This window comes from Dyadobacter sp. CY356, from assembly GCF_021440195.1.
In the GTDB taxonomy this organism is placed as follows: Bacteria; Bacteroidota; Bacteroidia; order Cytophagales; family Spirosomataceae; genus Dyadobacter.
Genome location: NZ_JAJTSZ010000011.1, coordinates 16,970 through 36,913, shown reverse-complemented (window position 1 = coordinate 36,913; position 19,944 = coordinate 16,970). Strand labels below are relative to the sequence as shown.

The 19,944-nt window shown below is 40.1% G+C and carries 25 protein-coding genes; 16 read left to right on the top strand and 9 right to left on the bottom strand.

The annotated features are described in order from the left end of the window. Nucleotides 1-102: 102 nt before the first annotated feature. The 4 genes from LXL81_RS26380 (at nt 103) to LXL81_RS26365 (ending at nt 3,621) form a co-directional block, all read left to right on the top strand. Nucleotides 103-921 carry a phytanoyl-CoA dioxygenase family protein gene (locus tag LXL81_RS26380; protein ID WP_234650595.1) on the top strand — a complete coding sequence of 273 codons (819 nt, stop codon included), beginning with the start codon at nt 103-105 and terminating at the stop codon, nt 919-921. A gap of 71 nt (nt 922-992) precedes the next feature. Next, nucleotides 993-1,967 carry a glycosyltransferase family 2 protein gene (locus LXL81_RS26375; protein ID WP_234650593.1) on the top strand — a complete coding sequence of 325 codons (975 nt, stop codon included), beginning with the start codon at nt 993-995 and terminating at the stop codon, nt 1,965-1,967. Nucleotides 1,968-1,984: 17 nt separating this feature from the next. Beyond that, entirely contained in the window at nt 1,985-2,818 is an 834-nt protein-coding gene (locus tag LXL81_RS26370) for a glycosyltransferase (RefSeq protein ID WP_234650591.1), read from the top strand. 38 nt (nt 2,819-2,856) lie between these two features. Continuing rightward, on the top strand, nt 2,857-3,621 hold the full coding sequence (locus tag LXL81_RS26365; protein ID WP_234650589.1) for a glycosyltransferase family 2 protein: 765 nt from the start codon (nt 2,857-2,859) through the stop codon (nt 3,619-3,621). A 47-nt stretch (nt 3,622-3,668) separates the two neighbouring features. On the opposite strand, the gene LXL81_RS26360 is transcribed toward LXL81_RS26365, so the two are convergent. From LXL81_RS26360 to LXL81_RS26350, 3 genes are read right to left on the bottom strand one after another with little or no spacing between them, the layout of a single operon-like run. Then, entirely contained in the window at nt 3,669-4,118 is a 450-nt protein-coding gene (locus LXL81_RS26360; protein WP_234650587.1) for a hypothetical protein, read from the bottom strand. Then, nucleotides 4,119-5,282: a 1-deoxy-D-xylulose-5-phosphate reductoisomerase gene (locus LXL81_RS26355; RefSeq protein ID WP_234650585.1), complete on the bottom strand. Its 1,164-nt coding sequence runs from the start codon at nt 5,280-5,282 to the stop codon at nt 4,119-4,121. A gap of 22 nt (nt 5,283-5,304) precedes the next feature. Continuing rightward, complete coding sequence (locus LXL81_RS26350; RefSeq protein WP_234650583.1) at nt 5,305-6,804, bottom strand: GH3 auxin-responsive promoter family protein; 1,500 nt, start codon at nt 6,802-6,804, stop codon at nt 5,305-5,307. Nucleotides 6,805-6,980: 176 nt separating this feature from the next. Here LXL81_RS26350 and LXL81_RS26345 point away from each other — a divergent pair, with 176 nt between their 5' ends. From LXL81_RS26345 to LXL81_RS26335, 3 genes are all read left to right on the top strand, one after another. After that, on the top strand, nt 6,981-8,006 hold the full coding sequence (locus LXL81_RS26345; RefSeq protein WP_137337963.1) for a rod shape-determining protein: 1,026 nt from the start codon (nt 6,981-6,983) through the stop codon (nt 8,004-8,006). 67 nt (nt 8,007-8,073) lie between these two features. Beyond that, nucleotides 8,074-8,913, top strand: a complete 840-nt coding sequence (gene mreC, locus LXL81_RS26340; protein WP_234650581.1) for a rod shape-determining protein MreC — start codon at nt 8,074-8,076, stop codon at nt 8,911-8,913. Continuing rightward, entirely contained in the window at nt 8,910-9,413 is a 504-nt protein-coding gene (locus LXL81_RS26335; RefSeq protein ID WP_234650579.1) for a hypothetical protein, read from the top strand. The genes mreC and LXL81_RS26335 overlap by 4 nt, the downstream gene beginning before the upstream one ends. 14 nt (nt 9,414-9,427) lie before the next feature. Here LXL81_RS26335 and LXL81_RS26330 read toward each other — a convergent pair whose 3' ends face one another. Next, complete coding sequence (locus tag LXL81_RS26330; protein ID WP_234650577.1) at nt 9,428-9,655, bottom strand: hypothetical protein; 228 nt, start codon at nt 9,653-9,655, stop codon at nt 9,428-9,430. On the opposite strand from LXL81_RS26330, the gene LXL81_RS26325 reads away from it, so the two are divergent. From LXL81_RS26325 to nadD, 4 genes are all read left to right on the top strand, one after another. Next, nucleotides 9,654-10,241 carry a sigma-70 family RNA polymerase sigma factor gene (locus tag LXL81_RS26325; RefSeq protein ID WP_234650575.1) on the top strand — a complete coding sequence of 196 codons (588 nt, stop codon included), beginning with the start codon at nt 9,654-9,656 and terminating at the stop codon, nt 10,239-10,241. The two genes, LXL81_RS26330 and LXL81_RS26325, sit on opposite strands and share 2 nt — an antisense overlap. Before the next feature lie 88 nt (nt 10,242-10,329). Continuing rightward, the gene (locus tag LXL81_RS26320; RefSeq protein WP_234650574.1) at nt 10,330-10,620 is read left to right on the top strand and encodes a phosphohydrolase; all 291 of its coding nucleotides are present in this window, start codon (nt 10,330-10,332) and stop codon (nt 10,618-10,620) included. A gap of 12 nt (nt 10,621-10,632) precedes the next feature. Next, entirely contained in the window at nt 10,633-11,208 is a 576-nt protein-coding gene (gmk, locus tag LXL81_RS26315; protein ID WP_234650571.1) for a guanylate kinase, read from the top strand. 104 nt (nt 11,209-11,312) lie between these two features. Then, entirely contained in the window at nt 11,313-11,885 is a 573-nt protein-coding gene (gene nadD / locus LXL81_RS26310) for a nicotinate (nicotinamide) nucleotide adenylyltransferase (RefSeq protein ID WP_234650569.1), read from the top strand. A 32-nt stretch (nt 11,886-11,917) separates the two neighbouring features. On the opposite strand, the gene LXL81_RS26305 is transcribed toward nadD, so the two are convergent. Together LXL81_RS26305 and LXL81_RS26300 are read right to left on the bottom strand one after the other, a co-directional pair. Continuing rightward, nucleotides 11,918-12,172: a hypothetical protein gene (locus LXL81_RS26305; RefSeq protein WP_234650567.1), complete on the bottom strand. Its 255-nt coding sequence runs from the start codon at nt 12,170-12,172 to the stop codon at nt 11,918-11,920. After that, the gene (locus LXL81_RS26300; protein WP_234650565.1) at nt 12,165-12,377 is read right to left on the bottom strand and encodes an SWIM zinc finger domain-containing protein; all 213 of its coding nucleotides are present in this window, start codon (nt 12,375-12,377) and stop codon (nt 12,165-12,167) included. The genes LXL81_RS26305 and LXL81_RS26300 overlap by 8 nt, the downstream gene beginning before the upstream one ends. A gap of 50 nt (nt 12,378-12,427) precedes the next feature. Here LXL81_RS26300 and LXL81_RS26295 point away from each other — a divergent pair, with 50 nt between their 5' ends. Both LXL81_RS26295 and LXL81_RS26290 read left to right on the top strand, forming a co-directional pair. Then, on the top strand, nt 12,428-13,027 hold the full coding sequence (locus LXL81_RS26295; protein ID WP_234650563.1) for a hypothetical protein: 600 nt from the start codon (nt 12,428-12,430) through the stop codon (nt 13,025-13,027). A gap of 18 nt (nt 13,028-13,045) precedes the next feature. After that, a complete protein-coding gene (locus tag LXL81_RS26290; RefSeq protein ID WP_234650561.1) occupies nt 13,046-13,231 on the top strand; it encodes a hypothetical protein in 186 nt (61 codons plus the stop codon). Between the two features lie 382 nt (nt 13,232-13,613). Here the strand turns inward: LXL81_RS26290 and LXL81_RS26285 are convergent, their stop codons facing one another. Then, nucleotides 13,614-14,006, bottom strand: a complete 393-nt coding sequence (locus LXL81_RS26285) for a hypothetical protein (protein WP_234650559.1) — start codon at nt 14,004-14,006, stop codon at nt 13,614-13,616. 212 nt (nt 14,007-14,218) lie between these two features. On the opposite strand from LXL81_RS26285, the gene LXL81_RS26280 reads away from it, so the two are divergent. Beyond that, nucleotides 14,219-14,653 carry a nuclear transport factor 2 family protein gene (locus LXL81_RS26280; RefSeq protein ID WP_234650557.1) on the top strand — a complete coding sequence of 145 codons (435 nt, stop codon included), beginning with the start codon at nt 14,219-14,221 and terminating at the stop codon, nt 14,651-14,653. A 258-nt stretch (nt 14,654-14,911) separates the two neighbouring features. Here LXL81_RS26280 and LXL81_RS26275 read toward each other — a convergent pair whose 3' ends face one another. Both LXL81_RS26275 and LXL81_RS26270 read right to left on the bottom strand, forming a co-directional pair. Beyond that, nucleotides 14,912-15,841 carry an AraC family transcriptional regulator gene (locus LXL81_RS26275; protein ID WP_159468433.1) on the bottom strand — a complete coding sequence of 310 codons (930 nt, stop codon included), beginning with the start codon at nt 15,839-15,841 and terminating at the stop codon, nt 14,912-14,914. A 173-nt stretch (nt 15,842-16,014) separates the two neighbouring features. After that, nucleotides 16,015-17,154: an acyl-CoA dehydrogenase gene (locus LXL81_RS26270; RefSeq protein WP_234650831.1), complete on the bottom strand. Its 1,140-nt coding sequence runs from the start codon at nt 17,152-17,154 to the stop codon at nt 16,015-16,017. A 225-nt stretch (nt 17,155-17,379) separates the two neighbouring features. Here LXL81_RS26270 and LXL81_RS26265 point away from each other — a divergent pair, with 225 nt between their 5' ends. Further along, nucleotides 17,380-18,651 (top strand): hypothetical protein, encoded by a 1,272-nt coding sequence (locus LXL81_RS26265; RefSeq protein ID WP_234650555.1) that lies wholly within the window; start codon nt 17,380-17,382, stop codon nt 18,649-18,651. Beyond that, on the top strand, nt 18,648-19,901 hold the full coding sequence (locus LXL81_RS26260; RefSeq protein ID WP_234650554.1) for a hypothetical protein: 1,254 nt from the start codon (nt 18,648-18,650) through the stop codon (nt 19,899-19,901). The genes LXL81_RS26265 and LXL81_RS26260 overlap by 4 nt, the downstream gene beginning before the upstream one ends. The last annotated feature ends 43 nt before the right edge of the window (nt 19,902-19,944 follow it).

The window sequence follows — 19,944 nt, the reverse complement described above, 5'->3', positions numbered from 1 at the left end:
ATAAATTAAGTTTAAAAAATTAATTATCAATTAGTTACATAGAATTAAAAATTCTGTTTCACAATTTGTTTTTCACTTTATAAATCGAAAATCAACAACAAAATGAGCACACTTCAGCAGCAATTTAATAACGACGGGTTTGTCATCCTTCGTAATTTTTTAGATAAGGATTTAATCAATTCAATTTATACCGAGGCACGCAAAATTTTTGCAGTCCAGATAAAAAGAGTAACCGGAAAGTCGGTTGATATTGATGATAAAGACGCTTTCGAAAATGCAATGTTTGAATTTTTCGAAAAGGATTTCAATGCTTTTGTCAACACAGGAAAAACGGTACAGCATTCATTTTCTTTACACAGACTGGGTGTTGATCCGCAGATTGAAGATTTGTTAAAGCAGGTAGGTGTGTCAAATCCGATTATCGGAGCACGTCCGGCAATGCAGTTTAACAGCCGTTTTTTGTCAAAAGATGGCAGCAAACACTGGAAACTGGATGCGCATCAGGATTGGCGCACTGGCCAGGGATCTTTGGACAGCACGGTGATCTGGTTTCCTATGGTAGATGCAGGTGCTGACATTGGTGCTTTGCAGGTAATTCCGGGCAGCCACAAAACAGGTTTGAAAGAATCCAACACTTCTGGTTACCAGGGTGGAATTACAGCAGGAATCAAAGATGAAGATTTTGTTCAGACAGAATTTTCGGTGGGCGATATTTTGATTTTTTCTGCTTTTCTGGTACATCAGTCCGGAAATAATGTTACAAATAATATCCGCTGGTCGGTTCAGTTGCGGTATAACAATCTGGACGAACCAACATTTATTGAGCGCGGATATCCGATGGCTTACATTTACGCACCGGAAAAAGAATTGGTGACGCCGGATTTCCCAAGCGTTCAGCAATTACAGCAGGTATTTAGCTGAGAAAGTAATGGCTTTGCCATTTTTATGACGAAACGTGAAGAACATCAGCTAATCCATTGACAGTTAAAATTATGAATAAGGTAAGTGTAGTTATACTTACGTTCAACCAGGCCGCTTTTATTGGTAAAACGATAGAAAGTGCTTTGAATCAAACGACAAATTTTGATTACGAAATACTTGTCGGCGACGACTTCTCAACGGATGGAGCGAGAGATATTATTTTAGATTATCAAAACCGGTATCCCGGAATAGTAAAGGCCGTTCTGCATTCCAAAAACCTTGGACAGAACGGTCTTTTTAATACCATTGAAACATTGAAATTAGCTGACGGACAATACATTGCACCTTTGGATGGCGATGATTACTGGACAGACGCTACCAAGCTTCAGAAACAGGTTGATTTCATGGATTCTCATCCGGATTATTCTGCCTGTTTTCATAATGCGCTTATTACTTATGAAGACGGCTCACCTTCGGTTGAAGTAAATCCGCCAAATCAAAAGACAAAAATTGAAATGGAAGATCTCATTGGTGAAGATGAGATCTGGTTTATGGCCACTTCGGCTGTGATGTTCAAAAACCATCTGATGTATTATCCAGAATGGTTTTTGAAATCAACCAGCGGTGATATTCCCCGTTACGTAATTTTAGCCAAACATGGCCCGATAGGATACGTTCCGGGTGTTATGTCGGTTTACAGAAAAAACAGAGGTGGCGTCAGTTTCAAAGATCATTACCGCGACGTCCGTTTTTTGCGTAACCGGATTATGATGTACAAAGGTATCAACGAAGAGACAAATCATCAGTTTGATAAATCCTTACGAAAAAATATTGCAAGATATTATCGTATGCTGCTGGATGCCAGACAGATGTCAAGAAGTTATTTCAGAAGGGCAGGTTTGGCTGCAAATTATCTTCTTCTCAAAGGTGCAGATCTCACAGAATGCAAAGAAGTAACGCGCGATTATATTTTGCCAAAATGGTTGATGAGTGCATATAGTTTTGTTGCCCTTTTGCCTTATCGCTTTCGCCAGTCAAGTCATTGAATAATATTTGGATGACTATGATAAAAGTATCCGTTTGTGTGCCGACCTTCAATCACGAAGAATATATTGAGCAAATGCTGAAAGGCGCGCTCATGCAGGAAACTGATTTTGCGTTTGAAATTGTGATTGGTGATGATGCTTCCACGGACAATTCCCAACAGATTATTCAAAAATATGCCGAACAATATCCGGAAATAATCAGAGCCTATCTGCATAAGGAAAATCAGGGACCAGCCAGTCCGCGGGAGTTTGCCGGAAGAAATAATGTGCTGCAATTGTTGAAAGCCTGCAAAGGCGAATATGTGGCCATGTGTGAGGGTGATGATTACTGGACAGATCCGCACAAACTTCAAAAACAGGTTGATTTTCTGGACGCGCATCCGGATTTTGCTATTTGCCACCACAATATGCTGGTAACCTATGAGGACGGCTCCCCCAGCCACACATTCAATAAAGATTCACAGCTACTTGTTTCCTCAATTGACGACATTATTCAGGATCGCTGGTTTATGGCCACTGCAAGCTGGATGTACCGGAATTATTTCCTGACAGAAGATTTCGCTTCCTGGCATGCACTGGCTGCCGCAGGCGACTGGGCATTAAGTATTCAGCTGGCTGCAAAAGGAAAAATTGGCTACCTGCCGGAAACCATGGGCGTGTATAGAAAACACAGTGCCGGGCTTAGCAATGTTCACTCCAATGTGAATGTATGGTTTTTGAAAAACAGAAAGGAAATGTTCGAAAATGTGAACCTTTGGCTTGATAAAAAGTATGATGATACGATTATCAAAACCGTTGCCAGCTATAACGAACAATTACGAAAACTAGAAAAAATTGGCAGTTCAATATAATAATCTTTAATTTGTACTGTTTTTCAATCCGAACATAGATGAAGCTAAGTGTTGTAATACCAGCATATAACGAAGAAGAATCGATCACTGACACTTTAAGGTCACTTTATCAAACCTTGAAGAAGTACAATATCCCACACGAAATTTTCGTAACGAACGATAATTCAAAAGACGGTACTGTCCGTGTTTTGGATGAACTTTCCATCGAAATTCCAACACTCGTTTACCAGACCAATCTGGGGCCTAATGGTTTTGGATATGCTGTTCGTTATGGTCTTGAACGTTTCACAGGAGATTGCGTGGCCGTATTTATGGCCGATTTATCGGATGATCCTGAGGATCTTGTGAAATATTATTTCAAGATGCTGGAAGGCGATTATGATTGCGTTTTTGGATCTCGTTGGGAAAAAGGCGGAAAGGTAATAGACTATCCGGCTCTGAAAAAAGTAATCAACCGCGTGGCAAATTTCATTGTACGCATGATCATGGGTATCAAATACAACGATACAACCAACGCTTTCAAACTTTACAAAAGAGAAACAATTGAAGGTATCAAACCTTTTCTTGCGCCGCATTTCAATCTTACCATTGAACTTCCATTGAAGGCGATCGTTCGTGGTTATAATTATGCGGTTGTACCAAATAGCTGGACAAACAGGAAATATGGCGAGTCGAAATTGAAGATCAAAGAAATGGGAAGCCGCTATTTCTTTATTCTGATGTATTGCTTTATCGAAAAGTTTTTCTCCCGTGGTGATTATATGAAAAAGTCAGTAGCTCCGAAAAAAGAAGTTAGCAGATAATTCCAGAATATGTCATTTGTAGAAAGCTTGCATTGATGTACGCTTTTTTATTTGATCCATTCCTGAATAAAAGTCATTTTGTGAGCGATGTAAGATACAAAAAAGCCCCATCCTATCGCACTTAATGTCATATAAAGAAAAATGGAAGTTCTCGGCACACGAAAGGCCACGGCCAGTGCTGTTCCAAAAATCGGAGTAAATAGCGGTGGCGTCAAAAGTGCAATACCTATGATACCAAATTTCTTCCAGATCCGTACCGCCATGCGGTTGGTTTTACTAAATCTTTTTGGCTCTCCTTTTCTGTGTTTTTTCAAAAGTGCCTGGATCCCTTTTCCTACAAAGGTCACCACTAAAACGCTGAACATCATTCCCGCAATGGAACACAGTGCGGTTTCAATCCAGGTCAGGTTTAAAATTACGCCTGTAATAGGGCCTCCAAAAAATTTAAGCGTACTGGCGAGGGCGACTGATATATATTTTAAAAAAATTCCTTTCATCTATACTTTTACTTGTATCATTTCCAAAGCAAAGCGCCTTGTAGCTTCATTGGTGTTCACGTAGTCAAGATAGGTCGGATTTTCAACATAGTCAATTTTGGCGATGCTTTCGATGATCACATCTGAAATTTCCAGAAATCCGATCCTGTCCTGAAGAAACGCTTCCACTGCAATTTCATTGGCTGCATTCACAATACAGGCCGCATTTCCTTTTTTCTCCAAAGCCTGATATGCAATTGCAAGATTCCGGAAAGTTTCAAGATCCGGTTTTTCAAATGTCAGCGATGGATATGCTGTAAAATCAAATCTTGGAAAAGAAGATTTCAATCGGTATGGATAATGAAGTGCATATTGAATCGGCAATTTCATATCAGGCAAACCCATTTGTGCTTTGATACTGCCATCCTCAAACTGCACCATAGAATGAATTATGCTTTGCGGATGTACGATGACATCAATCTGGCTGGCAGAAAGATCGAACAGCCATTTGGCTTCAATCACTTCCAGCCCTTTATTCATCAGCGTGGCAGAGTCAATCGTGATCTTGGCACCCATGCTCCAATTCGGGTGTTTGAGTGCCTGCTGCTTGGTGACAGAAGCTAAAAAAGCACTGTCTTTTCCCCGGAATGGTCCGCCGGACGCTGTTAGTATTATTTTTTCAACCGGATTATTTTCTTCGCCAACCAAACACTGGAAAATAGCGGAATGCTCAGAATCTACCGGATATATACTAACGTTATTTTCATTCGCCAGATTTGTGATCAATTCCCCGGCAACAACCAGTGTTTCCTTGTTGGCCAGGGCAATGTTTTTTCCAGCTTTGATGGCGTGAATGGTTGGCAATAATCCCGCATAACCAACCATGGCTGTCAGTACAATATCTATGTCGTCGGATTCCACAACAGAAACCAAAGCCGCATTTCCGCCATATACCTTAATCCGGAAAGAAGAAAGCGCAGCGGACACTTTGTCATAAAAAGACTCGTTTCCTATGACCACCACTTTTGGCAAAAACTTCACGGCCTGTTCAATCAGCAGATCGGCGTTGTTCTGGGCTGTGAGTACTTCCACCGAAAAAATTTCAGGATTGGCTTCAATGACATCCAAAGCCTGCGTCCCGATAGAACCTGTGGAGCCTAAAATGGCTATTCTTTTTTTTGACATAATTTCTTTAATAAAAGACTTACTACGAATTTATTTTCGTCAACGCATCCGCAATATTCCGGTCGTTGGAAAGTCTGGGTACTTTATTTTGCCCGCCCAATTTTCCGCTGGCTCTCATATAATCAATAAAGGAATTTTTACGCATCGGAGTCATTACCAACTCACGCAATATGCTTCCTTTAATCAAATCATCATAATAAACATTAAGTTCTGTAAGCCTGCGGTCAATATCCTTTACAAATTGCTCCATATTTACAGGCATGGTCGCAAACTCTACAAACCATTCATGATAAGGTAAACTTCCCTGATTTGGTGTTACCATGGGCGCTACCGTAAATTCTACAACTTCGACTTCCGGATGGCGTTCCATCGCATAACGAAGCGCCTTTTCAATCTCTTCACCAATGACATGTTCTCCAAAAGCAGAAATAAAATGTTTGATCCGGCCGGTAACCAAAATACGGTACGGGTCCGTTGAAACAAATTTGATGGTATCACCGATCGAATAACCCCATAGACCGGCATTACTACTTACTACCACAGCATAATTTTTTCCAATTTCAACTTCCTTGATCGAAAGCCTTTTCGGTTTTTCATCAAAAAAGTTTTCAACCGGAATGAATTCGAAAAAGATGCCGGAATTTAATAGTAACAACAGACCTTCTTCTTTCTGAGAATCCTGATAAGCGAAGAAACCTTCCGAAGCCGGATACAATTCGATGGAATCAATCCTCTTTCCTATGGATTCGTATAGTTTTGCCCGGTAAGGCTCAAAGTTTACGCCGCCATAAATAAAAAGAGAAAAATCCGGGAAAACATCTTTGATTTTCTTTCCTGTTCTATCAATAATCCGGTCAAAATACATCTGGACCCACGGCGGAATTCCCGAGATCAGCGACATCGGCTGGTCTATCGTTTCATCAATGATTTTATCAAGTTTTGTTTCCCAGTCTTCAATACAATTGGTCTCGTAACTTGGTAACTGATTCGCTCGTAAATAAGCCGGAACATGGTGATTTGAAATGCCCGACAAACGTCCTGTGAGCACGCCGCCAGTTTCTGTCATCACCGGGCTTCCAGAGAGAAAAATCAGCTTGTTATCCAGAAATTCTGCCTTCTGCGTTTCTGCTATATAGCATAAAATCGAGTTTCTGGCCGAATTGATATGATTTGGGATCGATTCCTTTGTGATCGGAATATATTTGGTGCCCGAAGTCGTACCCGAGGTTTTGGCAAAATAAAGCGGTTTTCCTGGCCAGAGAATATCAGACTCTCCCGCTTTCAAATGTGTTATATACCCTTTCAGATCTTCGTAATCACGAACCGGAACGGCTTCTTTAAAATCTTCATAAGAATGAATATCCTTAAAGAAATGATCCTTTCCGAACTGCGTGTTCATGGCCTTTTCAACCAGTTTTTCACGCCATTCTTCCTGCACCTGCGTGCTTCTGGCGATCCAGTTCTGCTGTTCTTCAACAATGTATTTAGCCAAAGGATGGCTCAAAAGTGCTTTGATTCCCATATTAAAAACAAATGTACACAGGATTTATAAATTCTATTCTACAAGCCTAAAACACACTTGAATACAGGCCAAAAAACGTCCCCAAAGTGAAATTTGTTAAATGCCTTTGTTTGTGGGTAATAATCTGTAATTTTGCACACCTGAAATCAAAGTGAGCGAAAATTTTAAAAATATATATGGGATTGTTTGATTTTTTGACCAGTGATATCGCGATAGATTTGGGTACGGCCAATACGCTTATTATCCATAAAGATACAGTAGTTGTTGATGAACCGTCGATTATTGCCATGGATAAAACCACAGGCAAAGTATTAGCGATCGGCCACACGGCTATGCAAATGCACGAAAAAACGAATGAGAATATCAAGACCATTCGTCCACTAAAAGACGGCGTAATTGCCGACTTTACCGCTGCGGAAATGATGATCCGCGGTATGATCAAGATGATCGATACTGGCAGCCGCTTTTTCACTCCATCCCACCGCATGGTTGTTTGTATACCATCAGGAATTACCGAAGTTGAAAAACGTGCAGTAAAAGATTCCTGCGAGCATGCCGGAGCAAAAGAGGTTTACATGGTTCATGAGCCGATCGCCGCTGCGATTGGTATCGGTATTGACATTACTCAGCCAAATGGTGTGATGATCGTTGATATTGGTGGTGGTACTACTGAAATCGCCGTTATCGCTCTTTCGGGTATCGTTTGTGAACAATCCGTACGTATTGCAGGCGATGTTTTCACAAGAGATATCGTTGATTATATGCGTCGTGAACACAACCTTTTGATTGGTGAGCGTTCTGCCGAGCTGATCAAAATGGCGATTGGATCTGCTTCTCCCGAGTTGGAAAATGCTTTGGAAGATTATCAGGTTCGCGGACGTGATTTAATGACCGGTATTCCAAAAGAAATTCGTGTAACGTATAGTGAAATCGCTTATTCGCTCGATAAATCAATTTCTAAAATTGAAGAAGGCGTGATGAAAGCGCTGGAAATTTCTCCTCCCGAACTTTCAGCTGATATATTTAAGAATGGTATCTGGCTTACAGGTGGCGGTGCTTTGATCCACGGTTTGGACAGACGTATCTCCCAAAAAACCAAGTTACCCGTACACATCGCAGACGATCCGCTAAAAGCGGTGGTAAAAGGTACCGGTGAGGTCCTTAAAAATCTGGAATTGTATAAACCTGTTTTGATTTCGTAGTATAGGATCGTTCACAACGTGTCAGTTGAAATTTCAGCTGACACGTTGCGTGTGAATATCTTAGCCCATGCTTCAGTTAGTAGATTTCGTTGCCCGGAATCGTTTCTTTTTGGTATTTATCTTGCTGGAAGTTTTCAGCGGATGGCTAATTGTGCGCAGTAATTCATATTGGGGAGCCACGTATTTTAATACTTCAAATTATTACGTTGCCAAAACGCTTGCTCTGTCCAGCTCGGCTCAGGAATATACACATCTGGATGAAGTAAATGCGCATCTGGCCGCTGAAAATGCCCGGCTTAATGCACTGGTAGCTACCTTAAGCCAGAAAAATGCAAAAGACGCGCCTCTTGGTTATGTTCCGGATTCAGCGTTTAATTCAAGATTTACTTACACCGTTGCCAAAGTGGTTGATAACGAAATCAACCGGACCAACAATTATATTACAATAGACAAAGGCACTGCTGACGGCATTCAGCCAGACATGGGTGTTATTTCTGCCACTGGTGTTGTTGGTAAGGTTCGGTTCTGCTCGGAAAATTATTCCATTATTACTTCCATTTTGCATTCCCAGTTTATGGTTTCATCCAAGCTGGTTCGCAGTAAGGAAATCGGTACTGCCAAATGGCCGGGAAAAGACCCGAATATTCTTGATCTTGTTGACGTTTCCCGTTATACCAAAGTCTTTAAGGGAGACTCTGCCGTAACGTCTAATATGAATTCAGTTTTTCCGCCGGGAATCATGGTTGGAAAAGTTAAATCTGTCACTGTTCATCCGGATCAGACGTTCTACAACATCAGTCTTGACCTTGCAACGGATTTCAGGAACCTGTCTTACGTTTACGTGGTTAAAAATCGGCAACTTGGGGAACAGGAAAAATTAAAACAACGCATAGGAGACCGTCAATGAGCTTACGCCAGGTAATTCAATATTCCTTCATGGTTCTGCTATACCTGCTGCTGCAGATCTTTTTCATGCGCAACATGGTTTTGTTTAACTATGCCTTTTGTTTCATTTACATTGCCGGAATACTGATTCTTCCAACTGAAATCAGCAGAATGTATTTGCTTTTCATTGCATTTGGTGTTGGATTTACTGTTGATATTTTTTCCAATACTTTCGGAATGCATGCCGCAGCTACGGTTTTGATCGCATACCTCCGCCCTTTTCTCATCCAATACCAAATGGAATCCAAGGGAGCAGAACGAACCGATATTGGCATAAGGAGTCAGGGGATTGGAGCCTTTCTCGCTTATATATTACCGTTAATTTTAATTCATCACGCAATGCTTTTTTTAATGGAGATGAATAATTTTGGCATGATATTGCATACATTGCTCCGAATTGCGGCAAGTGCCCTGTTTACATTAATAATGATAGTACTCGTGGAACTTTTTTCAAGAAGGTAACATGACAATTTGACCTACCCTCCATACCTGGCTCGAAATTTGATGTTGATACATGAATTAACGATGATCACGCTTTTTTCGAGATCATTAATGTCAGGTAAAAGTCCTTTCAGCGAAAAAATGTGCATCCCGAAATAATGGTAGTTCAGGAAGTTAGAAGTGCCGTTCATCAAAATTTGCTTTGTACGATTTGGAGCTGTTGATAATCTTTGTAAATTCAGCATTCCTATGTCAGTTGCCATGTCAGAATCAATCACCACTAATGAATACACAGACGATCTCCGTTACGAGATTTTCAATCGTGAATTCATGCCACACATAGACTCCATGTACAACTTCGCCTTCCGCCTAACCATGGATGAAGACGATGCAAATGACCTGGTGCAGGATACATACCTGAAAGCTTTCCGGTTTATTTCTTCTTTTGAGCAAGGCACAAATGCCAAAGCCTGGCTTTTCCGGATTCTCAAAAACAGCTTTATTAACGATTATCGTAAAAAAAGTAAAGAGCCGTCCAAAGTAGATTATCAGGAAGTTGAAACAACCTACAATTCAGAGGAAGCGTCCGATACTACCTACACGGTTGACCTTCGCGCTGATGCTGTTCAGGAGCTTATTGGTGATGAAGTTGCCAATGCGCTGAACGCACTGCCGGTTGACTTCCGGACGGTTATTATTCTATGTGATATTGAAGGTTTTACCTATGAAGAAATGGCCAAAATTCTGGACATTCCAATCGGTACTGTCCGGTCAAGATTGCACCGTGCGCGTAACCTTTTGAAAGAAAAACTAAAAAGTTATGCTAGTTCAATGGGCTATGATTCATAACCCATGAAACTTTTTTTATGCACTATTGGGTTATAGGGTACAGTCGTACATATATATTCCAAAAAACAACTTACCAGCATAATTTGTGATGAATGCATCTTCCCATACGCCTTCTGTTACAGAAGAAGCGCAAAAACAAACCATGAAGCACAGCTGCGATCATCATGCTGAATGCATGAAAATCATTCAGTCAATTCTTGATGACGAAGCTACGGAAGCAGAGAAAGACCATTTCAGGGAAAACATGGATAAATGCCTTCCTTGTATCGAGGCGTACCGTCTTGAAAAATGCATTAAGGAATCACTAAGTCTTAAATTGGTGAAGAAACCTTGCCCCCAGAGTATTATGGATACTATTTTATCCAAAGTAAACAGCTAGTCAGAGGTCCGCGTGAAAGGTAAGCTTATCATATTTTCTGCCCCATCAGGTTCTGGGAAGACCACCATCGTAAGGCATCTTTTAAATAAATATTCCTCGCAATTAGCGTTTTCGGTTTCGGCCTGTACACGTCCACGTCGCGAATATGAAATAGATGGAAAAGACTATTACTTTTTATCTATTGACGATTTCAGACAGCGCATTGCAAATCAGGAATTTGCTGAGTGGGAAGAAGTATATGCCGGAAACTATTACGGGACATTGAAAGCAGAAATCCAGCGGCTTTGGAACGAAGGAAAACATGTCGTTTTTGATGTAGATGTGAAAGGTGGGTTGAAATTAAAAGAAGCTTACGAAAAAAATGCACTTGCGGTTTTTGTAAAAGTTTCGTCCGAAGAAGAAATTGAACGTCGACTTGGAGGACGCGGAACTGAAACAGAAAAAACACTGGCTACACGACTTGCAAAAGTTCGTTATGAATTAAGTTTTGAACATGAGTTTGATACTGTGGTGATTAACGATAATCTGGAAGATGCTTTGCAGGAAGCCGAAAATCTTATTGAAGAATTTATTAATGCCCGAAAATAATCCATGTCATATATTTGTCAGTATTTTGTCATTTTTGTCATGAAATTTATTTTCAAAATCCCCTCAGGTATTTCTCCTCTATCAGTCCAAATTTTTTAAATTTTATGAAGATTGGTCTGTTTTTCGGATCCTTTAATCCAATCCATATTGGTCATTTGATAATCGCCAATACCATGGCTACGGGTACCGATCTTGAACAGGTCTGGTTTGTGGTAAGTCCTCAAAATCCTTTTAAAAAAAACAGTAGTCTGTTGCATGAATTTGACCGCTTTGATCTGGTGTCAAGAGCGGTTGCTGATAACGCATTATTGAAAGTTACTGATATAGAGTTTCATATGCCAAAGCCCAGCTTTACCATTGATACCCTGATCAGAATACAAGAAAAATATCCTCAGCACGAATTCAAGCTAATCATGGGCGAAGACAATCTTGCACAGTTTCCAAACTGGAAAAACCATGACAAAATACTGGAATATGTAGGTCTGTACGTATACCCCCGCCCGAATTCCCTACCTCATAAATTCAAAGATCACCCGGCCGTGAAATTTGTTCAGGCACCACTTTTGGACATTTCTGCCACATTTTTAAGAGCTTGCCTTAAAAGTGGAAAATCAATTCGATATATGGTTTCTGAGCCGGTTGAGGAGATGATTCGGATTAAGAAGTTTTATTTGTAAGCAGAGCCAGTTATCTGACTTTTTTCAATTCGTCAATCATTGCGGCTCTTTTCGGATAGTTTGCTCTTAGCAAAATATTCGGATCTGTAATTATCGTCCTCCTCTTCTGAATCGCTTTTCGTTATTCTACTGGCAGATTTCAGAAAATCCTCTGTTTTTCCAAGCTGAATTGCCAGATACCTAAATATATTGAAAAGCTCATAACCGAAATCTCCGTAGTCAAAATAAACATCCTTACCGAGCTCTATATTCAGGAATAAAAACAGATCTTCTTTTGTTTCACTCATGAGGACAATCACATAAAAACGAATCGATTTCACCACCTTCTCCCAACACCACTTCCACAAGATAAATCTCTGCCCCCTCCACTACCCCATTCCATAATCCGGCCTCTTCTTCTTCCAGGCTGATTACAGCACCTTCGTTGTAATAGTCTTTTCCGCGTTGTAGGATTATCCGTGGGATTTCCTGGTGGAAGTTTTTTAGGTTCATTGATATGTCGAGATTAATTTAAATTAATTTTCAAAAATATTGGCAATTCAATGCTCAACAATAATATCTGCTTTTTAACCATAACTATCAGGTTAAAAATTGACACTTACCGAAGTCATTTTTTCTTATCTCAATCTTTGTATTTCTTTGCTCCATACTTACTTCCTCAAATGACTGAAATATACACACTAAGAAATGCTTTGACCTTAAACGCGACTGGCTTGAAAGTTGATGCGGTTGCCTCACCAACTTTTGACCGCGAAATTATAAAGCATAATAAATCTTTCAATTTTGATTTTATCAGCCTTACCAAGAATTACACGATTTACAAATTACATGTTACGAGCGAACCCGAAATAATTCAGGGATTCGTTGGCTTTCGTCAAACACCCGGGATTTTAGAATGTGCCAACATGGAAACTAATAACTTCAATAAGCACAATAATGCGGTTTACAACGGGGTCGGTAAGGCTCTTATAGCATTATGCTGTAAAATATCGATAGATAATGGCATGGAAGGATTTATCTATTTTGATGCCAAGAACAGACTGGTTCCTTATTACCAGCGCTTTGGAGCAAAATTAATCTTTGGACTGAGAATGGTTATTGAACCCGATCAAGCCAAAAAATTAGTTGATTTATATTTTTAAATTTCGTATTTTTAAATTATGGAAGGAGCAGTTAAAAACAATAAAACCAAGCAAATAACAATTGAACAAGCCGCAGGTGATGGCGGTATGATGGTATTTTCAAGTGTTCGTTCAGAAAAGGACGTTAAGTCAATGAGTGATTGGGTGGAAAAAAGAAAGGCTGCTATTTCGGCACAATCATTAAGCTCGACTACAACTAAATAAACGTCCTATCCTTCGTAATTACATGTTCCGTTTCGCACTTCTTTGAAAATGTTATAACTGCCTCTTGCACTAATTAAGGTGGCTCCGATGGAGCCATGCCATATTTGGTATACTTGTATTTGCTATAAACAGGATGTTCCTATGGAACAAATCGTAGATATAAAGATTTTCCTGGCTCTAAAATCATGTGTCCAGTCACTCCGGAGGAGTATCCTGTTTATAGAAAGAAATATAGAATTGGCTGAATTTGGCTCTTTAGGAGCCTCCTGATTACATTAGTAGACGGTTGATTTTGTTGCCAATGATAATTAAAATTAACTCAAACTTTAATGATTTATACTCAAATCAACAAGCTGCCACCTCAAATCTAGGATCAAACAATTCACAAAGGCCTGCTCTGATAAGTAATCTCTGACATCAACCCGATCGCATTAAATTTCAATATCACTTTCCTGGCATCCGACTTTTCAGTAATGTCATCACATTGCGGACCTTTTTCTAAAAAATAGATGTAAAACTTCGTATTACGTTCGCCAAGCTGGTGAATGTCGGGGCGTCCGAGAATCTTCCCAATATCGTCTGCAAACTTTCCCAGCAATTGTTTCTGCTCTGTCTTTAAATCAGATATGAGCGCTACGCGATCTCCTTTGCATCCTCCGCGGTCCTGACGCCATTTCTTAACATCCAGCTTGCCAAGTTTGTCCGGAGGTGTAGAACAGGCCGCCAGCAATACAAAAAGCCCTAAAACTGAAAGGAGTGATTTTATTTTTGTCATATCAAATTGATGTTCATCTATAATTCTAAATCAAGGGCGAATTTACTTATATAATCATAAGGCAGGAAACCATTTTAAGTATTCACTAAAACCAAAAAAATCTCCTGCTACCTTCTGTTAGAAAATCATTAAGATTTTACTAAACATTTGCACATGAATACCGTTTTTTGCAGATTTCATTAACATTATTTTTACACCTATATAAAAGACTTATGAAAAGATTAATGCTTTTCGGCCTCCTTACTTTTGGCTCTTTTTCAGCTCATGCACAGGTTAGTTTTTCGCAGCCACTGGATGCGACAGAATGCTCCAACACATTCTTCAAGGCACTTTTAGAGGAAGACAGTAACGCACTTAATAATGTCTTGGCTAATGATTTTTCCATCATTAGTTTTGACGGACGACAGATTGACCGTGACATGCTCGCGCAGGCCGTTGCACAAGGTTATATCACCGTAGAAACCGGAATGCTCTCAGGTTCGCGCACACGCAATTATGGCGATGTTGGCGTGGTGACCGGAACCTGGAATGTTAAGGGAAAAATTGAATCCAACGGTTTTCAAAATGAAGTGACCTATACGGTTGTTGCTGTAAAAAAAGGCGGGAATTGGAAAGTAGCAACTGTACAGCTTACTCCGGTTCAATAAAATATCGTCAATAACTTATTTTTTTGATTGACAATTTGAAAATCAGTATCTAATTCTAAACCAACTTTGATATTTCTGCTTTTCTAATATTGTTACACAGAGTTCCACAGAGAAAAAAGAGAGCCACAGAGTTAATTTTTCAATTTTCTCTGTGGCTCTCTTTTTTTGCTCTGTGGTTCTCTGTGTAACCTAAAAATTACTCAAAAAAGAGCTGCCTTTTCAGACAGCTCCAATTCTTTATTATTTCTTTCGCTAAAACTAAACGTTCATCAAAGATTCACGACGACGCATTTTGCCGGCTGGAATACCAAACATCATTTTGAAACGACGGCAGAAGTAAGCAGTATCTTTGTATCCAACATCAGAACCGATGGCGCGGATGCTTTTCTTCGAAGTACGAAGCAAGTCAACTGCTTTCTCCATACGTTGGTACTCGATATAATCCTGAGGATTGATACCAGTCAGCATTTTGAAATATTGTCCAACGTAATCTTCTGATACGTTTGCAACGTTTGCCAGGACTTTGTTGGATAGATCACCACCCAAGTTGTCTTTGATATAAGCAAAGATGTCGATCAAACGAGGATCCTTGAAATATGTACTGTTTGTAACAAGTTGTTCAACAAACAATTTATTTTTAAGGATGTAGCGAATAATTTCGATTACAACTTCTTCTGTTTTAATTTTAATGATACGTCCTTTACCAGGAATATCAAGCATATCTTCTGTCAGGATCTGGTTGATCGTAATCGCGATCTGATCGTCTCTTTTGATCAAAAATGGCGGAACGTCAAGTGAAGTAAAGAAGTTAACCGTATCAAACACTTTTGCCTCAAATGAGATCAAACCAAATGAATTTGGCAATTTACCGATTAAAGCGGGGTCATGTCCGGCTTCTATATAATTATCCCGGTTTGTCATGAACTCTTCATTCGACACCGTTTTGGCAGTCTGCGTGTTACCGTAAGTTACAGTAGCATGTTTTCCGCCCGGAATAAATAACATGTCGCCTTCCTCAACCTTATGAGATTCTTCGCTACCAAACGAAACTTCTCCATCGTACAAAATTGTAAGTGAATTCTGTACGTCGTAAAAATTCTTGATCGTGATCGGTTGTAAAATGCGGATATGTCTCGCTTTTACAAATTTCACACCCAATGACTCGATAATCTTATTATAGTCTTCCATACATGTATATATTTAGGGCCCGAAAAGACCGTTTATTCAATTTTTGTACAAATCTAATAAATTGTACAAAACTAATACAAGCATGTATTAACAAAAAATATAAAAAAAGTATCTTTTTAAGATGAAATTAATCCCACATTTAGAACAATATGCAGGAAAATGCCTGAAACAGCCTATTTTAGCAACTCACGTGCAATTACTAATTTTTGGATTTCAGAGGTACCTTCATAGATTTGTGTAATTTTTGCATCGCGCATCATCCGTTCGACGTGATATTCTTTCACATAGCCGTAACCCCCGTGAACCTGAACGGCTTCCGTTGTCACCCACATGGCAACATCGGACGCAAAAAGCTTGGCCATAGCGGCTGCCTGAATGTAATCTTTTCCCTCATCTTTCAATCTCGCTGCTTTATATACGAGCAATCTCGCTGCTTCAATCCGCGTTGCCATTTCTGCCAGCTTGAATTGAATGGCCTGGTGATCGCTGATCGGCTTTCCAAAAGTTTTTCTTTCCTGGGCATACTTCAGCGATAACTCAAAAGCTCCTGAAGCAATTCCCAACGCCTGGGCAGCAATACCAATTCTTCCTCCATTTAAAACAGTCATCGCAAACTTGAATCCAAAACCATCCTCCCCAATCCTGTTTTCTTTCGGCACTTTTACATCCGAAAACATCAAAGTATGCGTATCTGATGCCCTGATTCCCATTTTATCTTCTTTGCGACCCACCGTAAATCCTGGCGACCCTTTTTCCACGATTAAAACATTGATACCCTTATGCCCTTTCTCAGGATGCGTTTGTGCAATAACCAGACAAATTTCCGAAGAATTACCATTGGTGATCCAGTTTTTAGTGCCGTTTAATAAATAGTAATCTCCTTTGTCCTCCGCAGTAGTAAGTTGGGAAGTCGCATCTGAACCAGCTTCCGGTTCAGATAAACAAAATGCGCCGATTTCATCGCCAGACGACAATCTCGTTAAATATTTTTTCTTTTGTTCTTCCGTTCCATAGGCCTGAATTCCCCAGCAAACCAAAGAATTATTAACCGACATAATCACGGCCGCCGATGCATCTACTTTCGAAATCTCCTCCATCGCTATCACATAGGACATAGTGTCCATACCGCCTCCGCCATATTCAGGCTTCACCATCATGCTTAAAAAGCCAAGATCGCCCATCTTTTTAATCAGCGTTTTATCAAATTTCTGATCATTATCGCGCGCTATAATGCCAGGAAATAACACATTTTGGGCAAAGTCCCGGGCGGCATACTGCACTGCCTCATGTTCTTCGCTGAGATTAAAATCCATTCCGGTCAACTGTGCACTGTATGGCATAAGAAAAATACTTTTATTTCTAATGAATCGATCAAAAATAACATTTTCACTAATAGTATGCAAGCATACCATTTTCTAACTTATTAAAACTTTGTGTTTTGCTGATCATTTTGAAAAAAAGTTATCTTAAGTTTGCGGCTTGGTATTCATTTACTCTGACTTACATCAGCACACTTCATAAAAGACATTTACTAAAACATGCCCATTCTTACGGTTTTTTATATCAAGCTTATCATCAACCTGGGTTTGACTCTGGGAATTTTCTGGGTGATAATCAGGTCTGATCTCTTTTCAAAATGGCAGCAGGACAAAGAAAAATCAATTTTCGCGATTGCTTTCGTTCTTCTTCGACTGATTCCATGGATCGCTATTTTTCTTATTGCCAACGAAGAGCCACGCGGCGATATCCCTTTTTTCTTTTACAAAGCCGAAGCCGCCAAAGCCGGCGGATTTGTATACAGAGATTTCTGGTCTTACCATGCACCGCTTTATGCCTACATCATTACCATTCCAATCTGGATATGGCATAATGCACGTGCTATTGTGCTGTTTATGGTTGTTATGGAAAGCGCTATTCTTTGGCTGACCTATCAAACTTACAAGGTCAAAAGCAGCCGGGCGTTGCAGCTTGCAGTCATTTATTTAATGCTGCCAGCCGGTTTTATGTATATTCTGGTAGACGGACAGGAGGAAGTATGGTTCTGGGGTGCGGCATTATTAATCTGGCGATATACGATCAAACATAAAGACAATTATGAAATCGGTATCGGGCTGCTTTTTGCGCTGACCCTGCTAACGATTAAGGTAACATTTATCTTTTTATTGCCTGCGATTCTTGTTGTTGTCAAAAAACCGGTCAAAATGCTGTTGGTTATGGCTGCTGTTGGGATTCCGGCTGTCGGATTTTTGTATTGGCAAATCGGCGATTTATTCCTGATGCCCATCCGGCATACGGAACAGTTAATGACGCCAAATCTTTTTTCAACAAGCCGCCCTTTTGTCGAATTGTTCATCCATATCAATGAGAAAAAATCGACCATGATCAACTGGATCGGTTTACTTTTTACCGTTTTCATTCCAACCTATATGGCTTTCAAAGCGCGTCACAGACATATCAGTGAAATTCTTCCGGGAATATTTATTGCTGTTTTTGTTTGTATGATGATTTTCCAGGCCAGTGCCATGGGTGCTTATCTGATCGCTTATCTGATGGCTGTTCTGTTTGATATTATTGATATCAGAAAAACCTGGCACATGGCCGTTTTGCTGGTTTTAAACTGGCTTACCGTCGTTCAGCCTTTTGTCTGGGTTTATATTGGCCAGCCTTCCTATACTACTTTCAGCATGTTCGGAAATCTTTCGAATTTGTTTGAATACATCTTACAAATTCTCAATGTGTTATGTTATGTCTGGGTTTTGCGCCAAACGTATCAAAACGTGGTAAACCCAAATAAACTGGCAACGGCATGAACATTGTTTTAGCAAAATTAGGCATCAGCCTCGCCGCCATTGTCCTGTTGATCATCGTCATTTCTCAACGGAAAAGGATTTCTTCATGGCTTGAAACTAAAAGTGTACGGGTTTCACTGATCGTCGGCTGGATCATTTTCCGACTCATTCCGTTCCTCGCCGTTTATCTTGTCGCCAATATTACACCCACTTCGGATGTTTTAGGTTTTTGGGATGAAGGCAGTAAAGCTTCCATGGGACAAATCGTGTACCGTGATTTCTGGTCACCGTATTCTCCTCTGTATGCCTATTTCGTAGGAATCTGGCTGAAACTTTGGTATGATCCGAAAATGATCGTACTTACCATGGCCGTCATGGATGGCGTTGCTTTATGGGTTTCCTGGCATTTTTTCCGTCCGTTTCAATCACGCGGATCTTTTTTATTTAAAGCACTGGTTTATTTGATACTTCCCGGCTCTTTGGTACTCTGCATCATCGGCGCGCAGGAAGATGTCTGGATGTGGCTATTTGTTGTGCTTGCTTATCTGGTTAGAGAAAAAACAGTCCGTGTTGAATGGTTTGCTGTGGTTTTAGGAATCGGTTTATTGATGACAAAAGCGATTTTCGTTTTGATCCTTGTACCAATTTTTCTTCTTGAAAAACAAAAAATACAGTTTGTCATTCCAATGGCGATTGTAGGAATTATTGCTTTGGGAATATTGTATCCGCTTGTGGGTATGGATTTCATGCAGCCGCTGGACGAAGCAAAAGTGTTGCGCGCGCCCAACGTCCTTGCTATTATCAATCCCTGGTTTTTTAATGCAATTGGCGTGGGTGAAAAATTCTGGAACTGGGTTGGGTTGGTTGTGTCTGTCGGGCTTGCCTGTATTGCTGCTTTTCGTTTGCAAAATGCTGATTTTCGGATTATGCTGTCGCGGGTCTGGGTGGTTCTCTATGCGACCATGATGGTTGTTCAGCAAAGTGCTTATAGTAATTATATATTTCTGTTTCTGATTCCGTTGGTATTTTATGTGCTTGACTGGACGAACAAAAAACAGATAATTCTACTACTGATTTTCAATGTACTTTGTGTAGTCCATCCTTCCTACTGGTGGCGATTGGGTATGCCTCGCTACCTGAAACCTGCCGATATTACCGCTTCGACTGATTCTCTAATTGATTACGTGTTTCAAATCAGTATTATCATCCTGACCGGCTATTTTGTCTGGCTTGCTTTTCCAAAAAAGCAGTTGAAAGAACGGGTTAACTAATTGACATTTAACTATTTTTAAGAAAATTACTTTCAGGGATCTG

Excerpts from the sequence above, each read along its gene's own strand:
- nadD (WP_234650569.1), top strand. The coding sequence starts at position 11,313 with ATGAAGATTGGTCTGTTTTTCGGATCCTTTAATCCAATCCATATTGGT.
- LXL81_RS26290 (WP_234650561.1), top strand. The coding sequence starts at position 13,046 with ATGGAAGGAGCAGTTAAAAACAATAAAACCAAGCAAATAACAATTGAA.
- LXL81_RS26345 (WP_137337963.1), top strand. The coding sequence starts at position 6,981 with ATGGGATTGTTTGATTTTTTGACCAGTGATATCGCGATAGATTTGGGT.
- LXL81_RS26365 (WP_234650589.1), top strand. The coding sequence starts at position 2,857 with ATGAAGCTAAGTGTTGTAATACCAGCATATAACGAAGAAGAATCGATC.
- LXL81_RS26305 (WP_234650567.1), bottom strand. The coding sequence starts at position 12,172 with ATGAGTGAAACAAAAGAAGATCTGTTTTTATTCCTGAATATAGAGCTC.
- LXL81_RS26295 (WP_234650563.1), top strand. The coding sequence starts at position 12,428 with ATGCTCAACAATAATATCTGCTTTTTAACCATAACTATCAGGTTAAAA.
- LXL81_RS26380 (WP_234650595.1), top strand. The coding sequence starts at position 103 with ATGAGCACACTTCAGCAGCAATTTAATAACGACGGGTTTGTCATCCTT.
- LXL81_RS26320 (WP_234650574.1), top strand. The coding sequence starts at position 10,330 with ATGAATGCATCTTCCCATACGCCTTCTGTTACAGAAGAAGCGCAAAAA.
- LXL81_RS26360 (WP_234650587.1), bottom strand. The coding sequence starts at position 4,118 with ATGAAAGGAATTTTTTTAAAATATATATCAGTCGCCCTCGCCAGTACG.
- LXL81_RS26375 (WP_234650593.1), top strand. The coding sequence starts at position 993 with ATGAATAAGGTAAGTGTAGTTATACTTACGTTCAACCAGGCCGCTTTT.
- LXL81_RS26270 (WP_234650831.1), bottom strand. The coding sequence starts at position 17,154 with ATGGATTTTAATCTCAGCGAAGAACATGAGGCAGTGCAGTATGCCGCC.
- LXL81_RS26280 (WP_234650557.1), top strand. The coding sequence starts at position 14,219 with ATGAAAAGATTAATGCTTTTCGGCCTCCTTACTTTTGGCTCTTTTTCA.
- LXL81_RS26285 (WP_234650559.1), bottom strand. The coding sequence starts at position 14,006 with ATGACAAAAATAAAATCACTCCTTTCAGTTTTAGGGCTTTTTGTATTG.
- LXL81_RS26265 (WP_234650555.1), top strand. The coding sequence starts at position 17,380 with ATGCCCATTCTTACGGTTTTTTATATCAAGCTTATCATCAACCTGGGT.
- LXL81_RS26335 (WP_234650579.1), top strand. The coding sequence starts at position 8,910 with ATGAGCTTACGCCAGGTAATTCAATATTCCTTCATGGTTCTGCTATAC.
- LXL81_RS26275 (WP_159468433.1), bottom strand. The coding sequence starts at position 15,841 with ATGGAAGACTATAATAAGATTATCGAGTCATTGGGTGTGAAATTTGTA.
- LXL81_RS26330 (WP_234650577.1), bottom strand. The coding sequence starts at position 9,655 with ATGGCAACTGACATAGGAATGCTGAATTTACAAAGATTATCAACAGCT.
- LXL81_RS26325 (WP_234650575.1), top strand. The coding sequence starts at position 9,654 with ATGTCAGAATCAATCACCACTAATGAATACACAGACGATCTCCGTTAC.
- mreC (WP_234650581.1), top strand. The coding sequence starts at position 8,074 with ATGCTTCAGTTAGTAGATTTCGTTGCCCGGAATCGTTTCTTTTTGGTA.
- LXL81_RS26300 (WP_234650565.1), bottom strand. The coding sequence starts at position 12,377 with ATGAACCTAAAAAACTTCCACCAGGAAATCCCACGGATAATCCTACAA.
- LXL81_RS26370 (WP_234650591.1), top strand. The coding sequence starts at position 1,985 with ATGATAAAAGTATCCGTTTGTGTGCCGACCTTCAATCACGAAGAATAT.
- LXL81_RS26350 (WP_234650583.1), bottom strand. The coding sequence starts at position 6,804 with ATGGGAATCAAAGCACTTTTGAGCCATCCTTTGGCTAAATACATTGTT.
- LXL81_RS26260 (WP_234650554.1), top strand. The coding sequence starts at position 18,648 with ATGAACATTGTTTTAGCAAAATTAGGCATCAGCCTCGCCGCCATTGTC.
- LXL81_RS26355 (WP_234650585.1), bottom strand. The coding sequence starts at position 5,282 with ATGTCAAAAAAAAGAATAGCCATTTTAGGCTCCACAGGTTCTATCGGG.